The 12639-nt window shown below is 68.4% G+C and carries 12 protein-coding genes; 3 read left to right on the forward strand and 9 right to left on the reverse strand.

Annotated elements, in window-relative coordinates:
* Positions 1–2: 2 nt before the first annotated feature.
* From cueR to uraH, 3 genes are all read right to left on the reverse strand, one after another.
* Positions 3–386, reverse strand: a complete 384-nt coding sequence (gene cueR / locus GTH22_RS10570; RefSeq protein WP_252945155.1) for a Cu(I)-responsive transcriptional regulator — start codon at positions 384–386, stop codon at positions 3–5.
* Positions 383–2890, reverse strand: a complete 2508-nt coding sequence (locus GTH22_RS10575) for a heavy metal translocating P-type ATPase (protein WP_252945156.1) — start codon at positions 2888–2890, stop codon at positions 383–385. The genes cueR and GTH22_RS10575 overlap by 4 nt, the downstream gene beginning before the upstream one ends.
* Positions 2891–2959: 69 nt before the next feature.
* Positions 2960–3313 (reverse strand): hydroxyisourate hydrolase, encoded by a 354-nt coding sequence (uraH, locus tag GTH22_RS10580; RefSeq protein WP_252945157.1) that lies wholly within the window; start codon positions 3311–3313, stop codon positions 2960–2962.
* A gap of 130 nt (positions 3314–3443) precedes the next feature.
* Between uraH and GTH22_RS10585 the strand changes: the two genes are divergently transcribed.
* A complete protein-coding gene (locus GTH22_RS10585; RefSeq protein WP_252945158.1) occupies positions 3444–3941 on the forward strand; it encodes an ureidoglycolate lyase in 498 nt (165 codons plus the stop codon).
* A gap of 195 nt (positions 3942–4136) precedes the next feature.
* Here the strand turns inward: GTH22_RS10585 and GTH22_RS10590 are convergent, their stop codons facing one another.
* Positions 4137–5111 carry a type I glyceraldehyde-3-phosphate dehydrogenase gene (locus GTH22_RS10590; protein WP_252945159.1) on the reverse strand — a complete coding sequence of 325 codons (975 nt, stop codon included), beginning with the start codon at positions 5109–5111 and terminating at the stop codon, positions 4137–4139.
* Positions 5112–5242: 131 nt separating this feature from the next.
* Here GTH22_RS10590 and GTH22_RS10595 point away from each other — a divergent pair, with 131 nt between their 5' ends.
* Both GTH22_RS10595 and GTH22_RS10600 read left to right on the forward strand, forming a co-directional pair.
* A complete protein-coding gene (locus tag GTH22_RS10595) occupies positions 5243–5704 on the forward strand; it encodes an Rrf2 family transcriptional regulator (RefSeq protein WP_252945160.1) in 462 nt (153 codons plus the stop codon).
* Positions 5705–5708: 4 nt separating this feature from the next.
* A complete protein-coding gene (locus GTH22_RS10600) occupies positions 5709–6587 on the forward strand; it encodes an NAD(P)/FAD-dependent oxidoreductase (protein ID WP_252945161.1) in 879 nt (292 codons plus the stop codon).
* Between the two features lie 168 nt (positions 6588–6755).
* On the opposite strand, the gene GTH22_RS10605 is transcribed toward GTH22_RS10600, so the two are convergent.
* The 5 genes from GTH22_RS10605 to urtB all read right to left on the reverse strand — a co-directional run bounded on the left by GTH22_RS10605 (position 6756) and on the right by urtB (position 12564).
* Positions 6756–7592, reverse strand: coding sequence for a bifunctional allantoicase/(S)-ureidoglycine aminohydrolase (locus GTH22_RS10605; RefSeq protein ID WP_252945162.1), 837 nt, complete (start codon positions 7590–7592; stop codon positions 6756–6758).
* A 108-nt stretch (positions 7593–7700) separates the two neighbouring features.
* A complete protein-coding gene (gene urtE, locus GTH22_RS10610) occupies positions 7701–8396 on the reverse strand; it encodes an urea ABC transporter ATP-binding subunit UrtE (protein WP_252947624.1) in 696 nt (231 codons plus the stop codon).
* A gap of 37 nt (positions 8397–8433) precedes the next feature.
* Positions 8434–9174 carry an urea ABC transporter ATP-binding protein UrtD gene (gene urtD / locus GTH22_RS10615; protein WP_252945163.1) on the reverse strand — a complete coding sequence of 247 codons (741 nt, stop codon included), beginning with the start codon at positions 9172–9174 and terminating at the stop codon, positions 8434–8436.
* The gene (gene urtC, locus GTH22_RS10620) at positions 9171–10334 is read right to left on the reverse strand and encodes an urea ABC transporter permease subunit UrtC (protein ID WP_252945164.1); all 1164 of its coding nucleotides are present in this window, start codon (positions 10332–10334) and stop codon (positions 9171–9173) included. The genes urtD and urtC overlap by 4 nt, the downstream gene beginning before the upstream one ends.
* Positions 10335–10536: 202 nt before the next feature.
* Positions 10537–12564 (reverse strand): urea ABC transporter permease subunit UrtB, encoded by a 2028-nt coding sequence (gene urtB / locus GTH22_RS10625; protein ID WP_371928341.1) that lies wholly within the window; start codon positions 12562–12564, stop codon positions 10537–10539.
* Positions 12565–12639 lie beyond the last annotated feature (75 nt).

A 12639-nucleotide genomic window follows, 5' to 3' on the forward strand; every position in this document is an offset into this window, starting at 1 on the left:
CCCTACTGCTCCAACCCCTTGAGAATAGGGCAATCGGGGCGGTTGTCGCCGGCGCAGGCGTGGACCAGCTCGGTGAGCGTGTCGCGCATGGCGGTCAGCTCCACGATCTTTGCCTCGATCTGCCCGAGATGCTCTTCGGCCACCGCCTTCACGTCTGCCGAGGCGCGGGCACTGTCGTTGTAGAGCGCCAGAAGGGTGCGGCAATCTTCGATCGAGAAGCCGAGGCCCCGGGCGCGGGCGAGAAAGTGGAGCTTGTGGATGTGGCTCTCGGTGAAGCTGCGGTAGCCGTTGGAATCGCGCCGGGGGGCGACGAGGCCGATCTCTTCGTAATAGCGGATGGTCTTGGGCGGCAGGCCAGCGCGGGCGGCGGCTTGGGAGATGTTCATGCGGCGGCCCTCCTGAGGCGAAGTGCATTGGCGATGACGGCGAGCGACGAGAGCGCCATGGCGCCCGCCGCCAGCATGGGCGAGAGCTGCGGGCCGCCGAAGGGCACCAGCACCCCGGCCGCCACGGGAATGAGCAGCACGTTGTAGCCAAAAGCCCAGGCGAGGTTCTGGCGGATGTTGGCCATGGCCTTGCGGGAGATGTCATGGGCGGCTGTCAGCCCTTCGAGCCGCCCGGAGAGCAGCACCACGTCGGCGGCCTCGACGGCGACATCGGTGCCGGTGCCGATGGCGAGGCCGACATCGGCCGCAGCGAGGGCGGGTGCGTCGTTGATGCCGTCTCCGACGAAGCCGACCGGACCGGCGGATTTGAGGGCTTCGATGCGGGCGAGCTTGTCTTCGGGCAGGAGGCCGCCCTCGGGCGCGTCGATGCCGAGATCGCGGGCCACGGCCTGGGCCACGCGGGGGGCATCGCCGGAGAGGAGCACGAGGGAAAGGCCATGGGCCTTGAGGGATTTCAGGGCCGGGGCGGCATCGGGTTTGATCGGGTCGGAGACGGTGAAGAGCGCGAGGGCCTTGCCGTCGGCGGCGAGGAAGAAGGCGGTTTGGGCCTGTGCCTCGGCGCTGTCACGGGCCTGCTCCAGCTCGGGCGGGATGGCGACATTGGCAGCCTCCATCGCGCGTTTTCCGCCTATTGTCAGCGCCTTGCCCTCGACGGTGGCGGTGAGGCCGTAGCCGGGTTGGGCGGCCATGTCGGTCGCCGGGGCAAGGGTGAGGCCCTCGGCCTCGGCGGCCATCACGAGGGCCTTGGCGAGCGGATGCTCGGAGCGGGCCTCGGCGGAGGCCGCGAGACGGAGAGCCTCGGCCCTGTCGATGCCGGAGGGCAGGACGGCGGTGAGGGCGGGGTGGCCTTCGGTGAGGGTGCCGGTCTTGTCGAAGGCCAGTGTTTTAAGGCCTCCGAGCTGCTCGAGCGCGGCGCCCTGGCGGAAGATCACCCCCAGCTCGGCGGCGCGGCCCGTGGCCACGAGGATCGAGACCGGGGTGGCGAGGCCCATGGCGCAGGGGCAGGCGATGATGAGCACCGAGACCCCGGCGACGAGGGCACTGGCGAGGTTGCCGGTGGTGAGCAGCCATGCGGCCACGGTGAGGGCGGCGACGAGCAGCACGGCGGGGACGAAGATGGCGGTGACGCGGTCGATCACACGCTGGAGCGGGAGCTTGGTGGCCTGCGCCTGCTCGACCTGCGCGGCGATGCGGGCCAGCACGGTGTCGGCGCCGGTGGCGGTGGCGCGGTAGGTGAGCGCTGTGTTGCCGTTGAGGGTGCCGCCGGTGAGCGGGCTGCCGGGCGCTTTGGCGACGGGGCGAGCCTCGCCGGTGACCATGGCCTCGTCGAGCCAGCCTTCGCCCTCTGTCACCACCCCGTCGACCGCCACGCGCGCGCCGGGTGCGAGGTGAAGGAGATCGCCGGGGGCAAGTTGGGAGACGGGCGTGTTTTCAAGGCCTTGGGGGGTCTGCACCGGGGCGGTCTCCGGGGTGAGCGCCATCAGCCCGCGCAGGGCGGCACCGGCGCGGCCACGGGCGCGGGCCTCCAGCGTGCGGCCCAGAAGGATGAGGGTGGTGATGACGGCGGCGGCCTCGAAATAGACGTGGTTTGCGCCCTCGGGCAGCAGGCCGGGGGCGAAGGTGGCGAGGGTGGAATAGGCCCATGCCGCCCCTGCCCCGAGGGCGACGAGGGCGTTCATCTCGGGCGCGCGGCGCAGCAGGGCGGGGATGCCGGAGGTGAAAAACAGCCTTCCCGGCCCGGCGAGAACCGCCGTGGTGAGCAGGAATTGCACGATGCGCCAAGGGGTTACGCCGAGGGTGGCCGTGATCCAATGGTGCAGCGGCGGGTAGAGATGGCCGCCCATCTCGATGAGGAAGACGGGCGCGGTCAGCAGGGCCGCGATGAGGGTGAGGCGGGCCATCTCGCGGGTTTCATCGCCGGTGTCGGCGGGGCCGACGGCATGATCATGGGCATCGGCATGGGCCGGATAACCGGCAGATTTTGACGCCTTTTCAAGCAGATCCGGGGCGAGACCGCTGTGATGGACGGTGGCGCGGCGGGTGGCGAGGTTGACGCTGGCGGAGGAGACGCCGGGCACGGCTGAAAAGGCGGATTCGACCCGAGAGACGCAGGAGGCGCAGTGCATCCCCTCGATGGTGAGCGTGGTGCTCTGGCCTGCGGGCTTGGGGGCCTCTTCGGCGGGCGCGACGGGTGCGGGGGCCGCCTCTTCGTGGCGTTCCTCGGGGGTGGCCGAGTAGCCAGCCTGGGTGATCGCCTCGGCCAGGGCTGAAGGCGAAGTTTGCGAGGGATCGTAATGGGTTAGCGCCTCGCCCGGGGTGCGCGTGACCTCGGCGGAGACGACGCCGGACGTGGCCAGAAGCGCCGCCTCGACGCGGGCGACACATTTGCCGCAGGTCATGCCGGCGACGCTGAGGCGGGCTTCGGCGGTGGGGGTGTCTCGCATCGTTCTGGCTCCGGGGCGGGGATCGCCCGGTGCCTTAGATAGGGGTTCCAGTCACTGGAAGGTCAAGGGCTAGCTGCCGCGATATGTGGAATAACTGTAGGGCGAGAGCAGGAGCGGCACGTGGTAGTGCATCTCTTCGCTCATGGTGAAGCGGATCGGCACCTCGTCGAGAAACCGGGTGCTTTCATCGCCCTGCATTGTTGCCCGCAGATAGTGCCCGGCGTGAAAGACAAGCTCGTAAACCCCTGTTTTAAAATCCTCTTTCGGCAGGATCGGCGTGTCGGTGCGGCCATCTTCGTTGGTCACGACCTGCACCAGCCCCTCCCGGGTGCTGCCGTCGATGCGGAACAGCATGACCACCATGCCCTCGGCGGGCAGGCCAAGGGCGGTGTCGAGCACGTGGGTTGTGAGGTATCCCGCCATGGGCTGCATCCTTTCTGGTGGTTTCGCTCTCGCTGGCCCGAGCCTAGCAGGCGGGGCGGGGGAAATAACCCTTCAATCTGCGCGAATGGCGCGGTTTACTTGCTGCCGGACAGGGCAGAAAGAGGCCGGCATGGAACAGCGGATCGTGGCAAAACCCCTTACGTCTCAGGCGTTTGCGCCGTTCGGGGATGTGATCGAGGTTGAGGGTAGCCCGGACAGGTTAATCAATGCAGGGCTTTGCGGGCGGTTTCATGATCGGGCGCGGCTGGATTTTGGCGACGGGCGGGCCGGGATTTCGGTGTTCGATGCGCAGGCGCGGGCGTGGCCGCTGAGGGTGGACCTGGTGGAGCGGCACCCGGAGGGGAGCCAGGCCTTCATGCCGATTTCGGGGGCGCGGATGATCGTGGTGGTTGCCCGGGATGAGAGTGGAAAACCCATGGATTATCAGGCTTTTGTCAGCCAGCCCGGGCAGGTGGTGAACCTGTTGCGCGGCACCTGGCACGGGGTGCTGGCGCCGCTGGGGGAGCGGGGGCAGTTTGCGGTGCTGGACCGGATCGGAGAGGGCGCGAACCTTGAGGAATACATGCTCGATCCGCCGCTTTGGGTGGAGCCGGGGGACGGGGCGTGAAGGCTGTGCGGTGACGCGCAGAAGCTGGGGAAATGCCGCCGTTAAGGCTAAAAACTTGGGTGGCACAATGCGTACACACCCCGTGCACAACCTGTGCATACATCAGATGACATAGTGGCGAGGCGTTAACGGGGCGTGACGGTGGCTGGCCCGCCGGTTCCCCGATGTCTGCCGAACGCCTCCCCGGGGCCGGTGCTAGCGCCGCCCCATGCGCTCGGCCATGTCGAGCATTCGGGCGGAGAAGCCCCATTCGTTGTCGTACCAGCCGAAGACGCGGGTGAGCCCGCCCGCGACCGAAGTTTCGCGCGGGGCGAGGATGAGGGACTCGGGGCGGGCGCGCAGATCGGAGGAGACAAGCGGCTGGTCGGTGCTGCCGATGATCGGGCCACGGGCGACGGCCAGCGCGGCGTTGACCGCCTCGGCGGTGGCCGCGCTGCGGGTGGTGACGGTGAGGTCGATTGCGGAAACGGAGGCGGTGGGCACCCGCAGGGCGCGGGCCTCGATGCGGCCCGCGAGGGCGGGCAGCACCCGGTCGATCAGCCGGGCGGCGGAGGTGGTGGTGGGCACCATCGAGAGGGCAGCGGCGCGGGAGCGCTCCAGGGCCTTGCGGGGCGCGTCCACGGTGGGCTGGGCGCCGGTGTAGCAGTGCACGGTGGTCATTTGCCCGGCTTCGACGCCGAAGGCATCATCAAGCACGCGGAGCAGCGGCGCGAGGGCGTTGGTGGTGCAGGAGGCGTTCGACACGATCCGCTGGCCCGAGAGCGCGGCATCGTTGGCGCCCATGACCACGGTGATGTCGGCCTCGTCGGAGGGGCCGGAGACCAGCACCGCCCCTGCCCCGGCCTCCAGCCCGCGCTCTGCCACGGAGCGCTTGCCCGCCAGCCCGGTGCATTCGAGCACCACGTCGATGCCAGAGAGATCGAGGGTGGAGAGATCGGGGGTGGCAGTGAAGCGGATCGGCCTGCCGTTGACGATAAGCTGCTCGGGGGCGGTTGTGACCTCGCCCGGGAAGGGGCCGAAGACAGAGTCGTAGGCGAAGAGGTAGGCGCAGGTGTCGAGCGGTTCGATGTCGTTGATGAGCGCCAGTTCGAGGCCGGGCCGCCCGGCGAGGAGCTGGCGGAGGACGGTGCGTCCGATGCGGCCGAAGCCGTTGATCGCGATGGTGGGCATGGGGGCCTTCCGGTTGACGGGGGCGGTTCGGGCGGAAGGTGGTCTGGCCCGGGGGGAATGGCAAGGGGCGGAGGCTCTTGCGTGGCCACGCGAACCGTAATATCAAAAGTTACGTTTAGGCGGAGGCGGTGATGAAACGCGACAGCAGGCTTTCGATGGTGCTTCATGCGCTGTTGCACATGGCGGAGCACGAGGGGCCGGTGAGCTCTGAGGTGCTGGCGAAATGCATGAGCACGAACCCGGTGGTGGTGCGGCGCACGATGGGGTTGCTGCGCGAGGCCGGGCTGGTGCGGGCCACGCGGGGTGCGGCGGGCGGCTGGGAGATGGCGGTGCCGCTGGGCAGCGTGACGCTGAAGGCGCTGCACGAGGCGCTGGGGGAGCCGACGGTCTTTGCCATTGGCAACAAGAGCGAGGCGCCGGGCTGTCTGGTGGAGCAATCGGTGAACGCGGTGATGGACGAGGCCTTTGCCGCCGCCGAGGCGCTGCTGCTGGAGCGCTTTGCCGCGGTCACCCTGGCCGATCTGGCCGCGGAGTTTGGCGCCCGGTTCGAGGCGCATAGGACCGGCGGAACAGCCGGGATTTCAAGAGGATAGACCCATGACATTCGACGTGATCGTGATCGGCGGTGGCTCCGCCGGGCAATCTGCTGCGCTTCAGCTCCTGCGGGCGCGGCGCCGGGTGGCGGTGGTGGACGCGGGGCGTCCGCGCAACCGGCGGGCGGCCCATGCGCAGGGGTTCTTTACCCGCGACGGCGCGACGCCGGGCAGCCTGCTGGAGATTTCGCGGGCGCAGTTGGAGCGCTATGGCACGCTGGAGTGGGTCGAGGGCGAGGCCGTGGGCGCCTCGGGCGCGCGCGATGCCTTTCGTGTGGAGCTGGCGGGGGGCCGGATGCTGGAGGGGCGGCGGCTGATCTTTGCGGTCGGGGTGCGCGATGACCTGCCCGGCGTGGAGGGGCTGGAGCCGCTTTGGGGGCGAGAGGTGTTTCATTGCCCCTATTGCCATGGCTACGAGCTGGAGCGGGGCGACATTGGCGTGATCGGCTCTTCGGAGCTGGTGGTGCATATGGCGGAGCTGATCACCGAGTGGGGGGAGGTGACGTTCTTGCCCTTCGGCTTTGTGCCCGACGCGGGCCAGGTGGCGGCGATGGAGGCGCGGGGCGTGCGGGTGGAGAGCGCGGCGCTGGCGCGGCTGGAGGCCGGGCCGGTGGCGCATTTGGCGGACGGGCGGGCGCTGCGGTTTGCCGGGCTGTTTGCGGCCAGCCGGGTCTGGCCGGCCTCGCCGCTGCCCGAGGCGCTGGGGTGCCGGGTGGAGGAGACGCCGATGGGCGGCGTGCTGGCGGTGGATGCGATGGGGGAGACCAGCGTGGCGGGGGTGTTCAGCTGCGGCGACGCGGCGCGCCAGCCGCATTCGATCGCGCTGGCGGTGGGGCACGGGGCGATGACCGGGGCGGGGGTGCACCGGAGCCTCGTGTTCTGAGGCGCGGGCGGGTGGCGGGACGAGTCCCGGCCTACGGGTTGCGTCGGGCGGACGGATGGCGGGACGAGTCCCGCCCTACGCGTTGCGGCGGGCGGGCGTAGGGCGGGACAAGTCCCGCCCTACGCATTGCGACTAGGGGGCGGAGGGCCAGACAGGCCCGGCCTTTGGTCAGAACCGGGGGACGGGCGGCAGGGCGGCGTGGCGGTTCACGTCCTTGTAGAGCAGGTAGCGGAACTGCTCGGGCGCGCCGCCGTAGCAGGCCTGCGGGCAGAAGGCGCGCAGCCACATGTAATCGCCGGCCTCGACCTCGACCCAATCGGAGTTGAGCCGGTAGACCCCCTTGCCCTGCAACACGTAGAGCCCGTGCTCCATGACGTGGGTTTCGGCGAAGGGGATGGCGATGCCCGGGTCGATGTTGACGATGGTCACGTGGAAATCGAAGGCGAGGTCATCGGGGTCGATGAAACGGGTGGTGGACCACTCGCCGCCCTCGCAGGGCATGTTCTCGTGGGGAACGTCGTTTTCGTTGCGGTGGAAGAAGGCCGGGGGCGCGATGCCGTCGACCTCGATGTAGCGCTTGCGGATCCAGTGGAATGTGGCGGTGCGCTCGCCGCGCACGCGCAGGCTCCAGCGGGCGCCGGGGGGCAGGTAGACGAAGCTGCCGGGCGTCATCCGCACCATCTTGCCGCCATACTCGACCTCGGCAATGCCGTGGGTGAGAAAGAGCGCCGATTGCACCCCGTCCTCGCCTTCCTTGCGGATGGTGCCGCCGGTGGGGGCGATCTTGGCGATGTAGTGGGAGAAGGTTTCGGAAAAGCCGGAGAGCGGGCGGGCGAGAATCCAGAACTTGGCGGCGCGCCAGTGGGGCAGCAGGGAATAGACGATGTCGCGCTGCACCCCCTTGGGGATGACGACATAGGCGTTGGTGAAGACGGCCCGGTCGGACAGCATCTGGTTTTGCGGCGGAATGCCTCCCGGGGGCCGGGCGTAGTAGGGGGTGCGCATGGGTGGGTCTTTCTGAAGTTGCGCCCGTTTAGCATTCTGTGGGGGATGGTGGGAAGCCCCCTGCCCCGCTTGGGTGGCGTGGTTCAGCGAGGCACCACGGGCGCGGGCTCAGACCGAGACTTCGGCCATCAGCGCGCTCTTTTCGATCTCGCCGCGGGCGCCGGAGGCGCGCACTTCGCCGCGGCGGAGCACCACGAAGCGGTCGGCGAGGTTGTAGGCGAATTCGAAATACTGCTCGACGAGGATGATCGCCATGTCGCCGCGGTCGCGGAGGTATTCGATCACCCGGCCGATCTGCTGGATGATGTTGGGCTGGATGCCCTCGGTGGGCTCGTCGAGGAGCAGGAGCTTGGGCTTGGTCATCATGGCGCGGGCGATGGCAAGTTGCTGCTGCTGGCCACCGGAGAGGTCGCCGCCGCGGCGGTGGATGAATTCCTTGAGGATCGGGAACAGTTCGAAGACCTCATCGGGGATCACGTGCTCTGACTTGGGCAGGCAGGCGTAGGCGGTTTCGAGGTTTTCGCGCACCGTCAGCAGCGGAAAGATATCGCGGCCCTGGGGCACATAGGCCAGCCCGCGCTGGGCCATTTCATGGGCCGGGAGCTTGCCGATGTCCTGCCCGTCGAAGACCACGGTGCCGCCGGAGCGGGCGTGGGTGCCGGAGATCGCCTTCATCAGCGAGGTCTTTCCGACGCCGTTGGTGCCCATGACGCAGGTGACCTCGCCGAGGCGGGCCTCGAGCGAGATGCCGTGCAGGATTTGCGAGTGGCCGTAGTGCAGCGTCAGCCCGTCGAGCTTGAGCATGTCGGGCTTTGCCGGGGCGGATTGGGTGGGGGCGGGTTCAGCGGCCAAGATACACCTCGATGACTTGAGGGTTGGAGGTGACGTGATCGAGCGAGCCTTCGGCCAGCACCGAGCCTTCGTGGAGCACCGTCACCTTGCATTCGAGCCGGCGGACGAACTCCATGTCGTGCTCGACCACCACCACGGCGCGGGTCTTGGCGGCTTCCTTGAGGATGTCGGTGGTGTGCTCGCGTTCGGCCAGCGTCATGCCTGCGGCGGGTTCGTCGACCAGCAGGAGGCGCGGTTCCTGCGCCAGCAGCATGCCGATTTCGAGCCATTGCTTTTGCCCGTGGGAGAGCTCGCCGGAAATGCGCTCGAGCTCCTCGGCGAGGCCGATCTCGGCGGCGAGTTCGGTGACGCGGTTTTCGTCCTTGCGGGTCGGCTTCCAGAACAGCACGCGGGACCAGCCGCGCTTGTTCTGAAGCGCCATGGTGAGGTTTTCGCGCACGGTCTGATCTTCGAAGACCGTGGGTTTCTGGAACTTCCGGCCAATGCCCGCCTGGGCGATCTTGGCCTCGTTCATCCCCACGAGGTTGCGGCTCATTTCGCCCCAGATCACCTTGCCCTCGTCGGGCTTGGTCTTGCCGGTGACGATATCCATGAAGGTGGTCTTGCCCGCGCCGTTGGGGCCGATGATGGCGCGCAGCTCGGCCTCGCCGATGTTGAAGGAGAGGTTTCGGATCGCCTTGTAGCCATCGAAGGTGACGGAGATGCCGTTGACTTCAAGCAGGGTGCTCATTTGGCTTTTCTCCCGATCAGATCGAACAGCCCGCCGATGCCCTTGGGGGCGAAGAGGGTGACCAGCACGAAGGTGAGGCCGAGCAGGACGGTCCACCAGTCGACCCAGGCGATGGTGTAGAAGCCGAGCGGAATGTCGGGGGCCTGGCCGCCGGTGAAGAAGGTGGAGACGAGGGAGACGAGGGCGGCGCCGATGACCGCGCCGTAGAGGCGGCCCCTGCCCCCGATCGCCACCCAGACGGCGAGGTAGATCGAGGCGATGGGGGCGATTTCGGCGGGGTTGATGATGCCGGCCTGCGGGTAGTAGAGCGCGCCCGCGATGCCGGCGATGCAGGCGGTGAGGGTGAACATGGCGAGCTTGTAGGTTTCGACCGAGTAGCCGAGGAAGCGGACGCGGGCCTCGTTGTCGCGGATGCCGCGGATGACCGAACCGAACTTGCCCGACACCACCCATGCGGCCAGCAGGTAGCCGAGGCCGAGCGCGAGGGCGGAGGCCCAGAGAAACCAGATCGACACCACGTCTTGCGAGGCGGTGACGCCGGGCAGGTTTTGCAGGCCGGAGAGGCCGTTGTTGCCGCGCAGGCCGGAGTCGTTCTGGAAGAGGTAGAGCGCGAGGGCGAGGGTCATGGCTTGGGTGAGGATCGACAGGTAGACGCCTGCGACGCGGGAGCGGAAGGCGAGCCAGCCGAAGACGAGGGCGAGGAGGCCCGGCACGGCGACCACGAGGATGAGTTGCAGGGTGAGCGAGTGGGCGAAGGACCAGATGAGCGGAAATTCGGAGGAGCCGACGACGCCGAAGATCTGGGTGCCGATGGAGTCGATCACCTCTTGCGGGGTGGGCGGAATTTGCTGTGCCGCCATGCTTTCGGTGACGATGAGGCGGGTGCGTTCGTACATCAGCCACATGCCGATCATGTAGCCGCCGAGGCCGAAGAAGGCGAAGTGGCCCAGCGAGAGGATGCCGCAGTAGCCCCAGATCAGGTCCATCGCGACGGCGACGAGGCAGAGGCAGAGGGTCTTGCCGAGGGTCTTGACGAAGGAGGTGGAGATGAGGCCGAGGCCGAAGCCTTCGGAGGCGATGGTGACGGCCAGAGTGAAGATGCCGAGGCAAGCGAGGAAGATGAGGGTGGAGGGGTTACGGGCGATGAAGGAGCGGTTCATTGGGGGGCCCTCCGGGGGGCTTTGAAGAGGGAGGCGAGCGGGCGTGCGGCGCGAGGCGGGCGCTTCGGTGAGGCCGGATTGAACGGCGCCGGAACACGCGACGAGAAGGGATGCACGGGATGAGAGGCGCCCCGTGCGGGATGGGCGCTGGCCTTGTTCTGCAACAGCGGGCGGAAGGTTCTGAGGGTCAGACCAAACATACTCAGTCTCCCGCCGCGCGGCCCTTGAGGGCGATGATGCCCCTCGGGCGGAACTGGATGAAGATGATGATGAAGACGATCATGTAGGTCTGGGCGGCGAGCGTGTTGGAGGGGTTCAGCCACTCGATGCCCTTCTGCAAGCTCCCGATCATGGTGGCCCCCAGCAGGGTGCCCCAGATGTTGCCGACGCCGCCGACAACCACGGTCATGAAGCTCTGCACGATGTAGTCGGCCCCAAGCTCGGAGGTGACCTTGGCGTAGAGGCCGATGGCCACGCCGGCGATGCCGGCGATGCCGGAGCCGAGGCCGAAGGTGAGCATGTTCACGCGGCCGGGGTTGATGCCCATGGAGGCGGCCATGCGGGGGTTTTGGGTGACGGCGCGGGTCTCAAGCCCGAGGCGGGTTTTCTTCATCAGGAAGAGGAAGAACAGGAGGAACACCAGTGCGAGCACGAAGATGGCGACGCGGATCATGGAGATGCCGATGATCTCGTTGATCTGCCATTGGCCGTCGAGCCAGGAGGGTGCGGTAAGCGGGCGGGCCTGGGTGCCGAAGATGTTCTTGGCGAGCTGTTGCAGGGCGATGGAGATGCCGAAGGTGGCCAGCAGGGTTTCGAGCGGGCGGTTGTAGAGCCAGCGGATCACCAGCCGCTCCATCGCCACGCCTGCGGCGAAGGTGACGGCGAAGGCGAGCGGGATCGCCACGATGATCGAGACCGTGTGGTTGGGGATCATCTGCTGCACCACGTAGCCGGTGTAGGCGCCCATCATGATGAACTCGCCGTGGGCCATGTTGATGACCCCCATCACCCCGAAGGTGATGGCCAGCCCGATGGCGGCGAGGAAATAGATGGAGGCGAGGGAGAGCGCATCGAGCCCGAGGTCGGCGGCGGTGTTGACGGCGACCTTGGCGTCGATGGTGTTGAGCGCGCGGGTGGCGGCGTCGGTGACGGCGGCGGAGGGCTCAGCGTAGGTTTCGTAATAGGTGAAGCGGGCGAGGGTTGCGTCGATCTCGGCCTCGGTGGGCGCGGGGGGCACGGTGCCGGCCTCGACCAGCGCGGCATAGGCGCGTTCGCGGGCGGGGACGGTGTTGAGCTCGGCGAGGGGCACGCCGCCCACGGCGCCGTCGGTGATATTGGCCTGAAGCGCGGCGCGCCGGTCGGCGGGCTCGATGCGGGCGGGCAGATCGGCGGCGGCGGCGGCCATGTCGTAGGCGGTGTTGCGGGGCAGCTCTTCGGTGCCGGGCGCGATGGTGCGGGCGATGTTGCCGGAAGGCTCGCCCTCGGAGAGCTTGAGCGTGGTGGCGACCAGCGGGTTGAGGGTGGCGCGGGTGTCGACGTTGAGATCGCCCGCGACGCTTTCGATCGCGGCGACGCGGGCCGACTCGTCGGCACCGAAGGCGATGGTGAGCAGGGTCAGCAGACGCTCTTTCTGGGCCTTGAGGGCCGGGTCGGGCTCGCCCGCGATAGAGGCGGCGAGCGGCGCGAGCTGGGAGGCGTCGGGGTTGCGGGAGATGGCGGTGAGGGCATCTTGCCGGCGCGCCGGGTTCTCGTCTTCGAGCTGGAAGCGCACGAGGGCGGAGGCGATGAGGCCGCGCACGCCGGAGTTGGGCTTGAGGTTGCTGACCTCGTCGGAGGGCACCGGCGCGAGCGCCTCGCCGCTGTCGAAATCGGTGAGGATGATGCTGCGCTCGGGGCCCTTCTCGCCGGCGAAGAACCAGCCGTCGCTCTCGCGCTGGTACATCTCGCGGGCTTCCCAGACCTGAAGCACGTCGGCCATGCCGGGCAGGCCGGAGCCGGAGAGCGCGTCGATCACCGGCTGGATGGTGCGGCGGGAGGGCTTGGCGATGTCGTCGGCGTGCTGTTGCAGCAGCGTCTGGATCGGGCCCATCTCGGCGGGGGCCTGCGGCGCCTCGGGCGCGGCCGTTTCGGCGGGCGCCTCGGGGGGGGTGGCGTCTTGCGCCAGTGTGGGCGTGGACGCGGCAAGAGTGAGGGCGCAGAGCAGCGCCGCAGCCTTCAAGGCCTTCAACATGTCAGGTATTCCCACCGCGCGATTGTCCCCTTGGGCCGAAGAGGGCGGCGCGGGCCGCCCTCTTCGTTGGCTTGG

It is taken from the genome of Oceanicola sp. 502str15 (assembly GCF_024105635.1).
GTDB lineage: Bacteria > Pseudomonadota > Alphaproteobacteria > Rhodobacterales > Rhodobacteraceae > Vannielia.

What these genes read in the sequence shown, in the direction of transcription:
- GTH22_RS10605 (WP_252945162.1), bottom strand. Translation starts at nt 7,592, where the DNA reads ATGCGCACCCCCTACTACGCCCGGCCCCCGGGAGGCATTCCGCCGCAA.
- urtB (WP_371928341.1), bottom strand. Translation starts at nt 12,564, where the DNA reads ATGTTGAAGGCCTTGAAGGCTGCGGCGCTGCTCTGCGCCCTCACTCTT.
- GTH22_RS10595 (WP_252945160.1), top strand. Translation starts at nt 5,243, where the DNA reads ATGAAACGCGACAGCAGGCTTTCGATGGTGCTTCATGCGCTGTTGCAC.
- GTH22_RS10585 (WP_252945158.1), top strand. Translation starts at nt 3,444, where the DNA reads ATGGAACAGCGGATCGTGGCAAAACCCCTTACGTCTCAGGCGTTTGCG.
- uraH (WP_252945157.1), bottom strand. Translation starts at nt 3,313, where the DNA reads ATGGCGGGATACCTCACAACCCACGTGCTCGACACCGCCCTTGGCCTG.
- urtD (WP_252945163.1), bottom strand. Translation starts at nt 9,174, where the DNA reads ATGAGCACCCTGCTTGAAGTCAACGGCATCTCCGTCACCTTCGATGGC.
- GTH22_RS10600 (WP_252945161.1), top strand. Translation starts at nt 5,709, where the DNA reads ATGACATTCGACGTGATCGTGATCGGCGGTGGCTCCGCCGGGCAATCT.
- urtC (WP_252945164.1), bottom strand. Translation starts at nt 10,334, where the DNA reads ATGAACCGCTCCTTCATCGCCCGTAACCCCTCCACCCTCATCTTCCTC.
- urtE (WP_252947624.1), bottom strand. Translation starts at nt 8,396, where the DNA reads ATGCTCAAGCTCGACGGGCTGACGCTGCACTACGGCCACTCGCAAATC.
- cueR (WP_252945155.1), bottom strand. Translation starts at nt 386, where the DNA reads ATGAACATCTCCCAAGCCGCCGCCCGCGCTGGCCTGCCGCCCAAGACC.
- GTH22_RS10575 (WP_252945156.1), bottom strand. Translation starts at nt 2,890, where the DNA reads ATGCGAGACACCCCCACCGCCGAAGCCCGCCTCAGCGTCGCCGGCATG.
- GTH22_RS10590 (WP_252945159.1), bottom strand. Translation starts at nt 5,111, where the DNA reads ATGCCCACCATCGCGATCAACGGCTTCGGCCGCATCGGACGCACCGTC.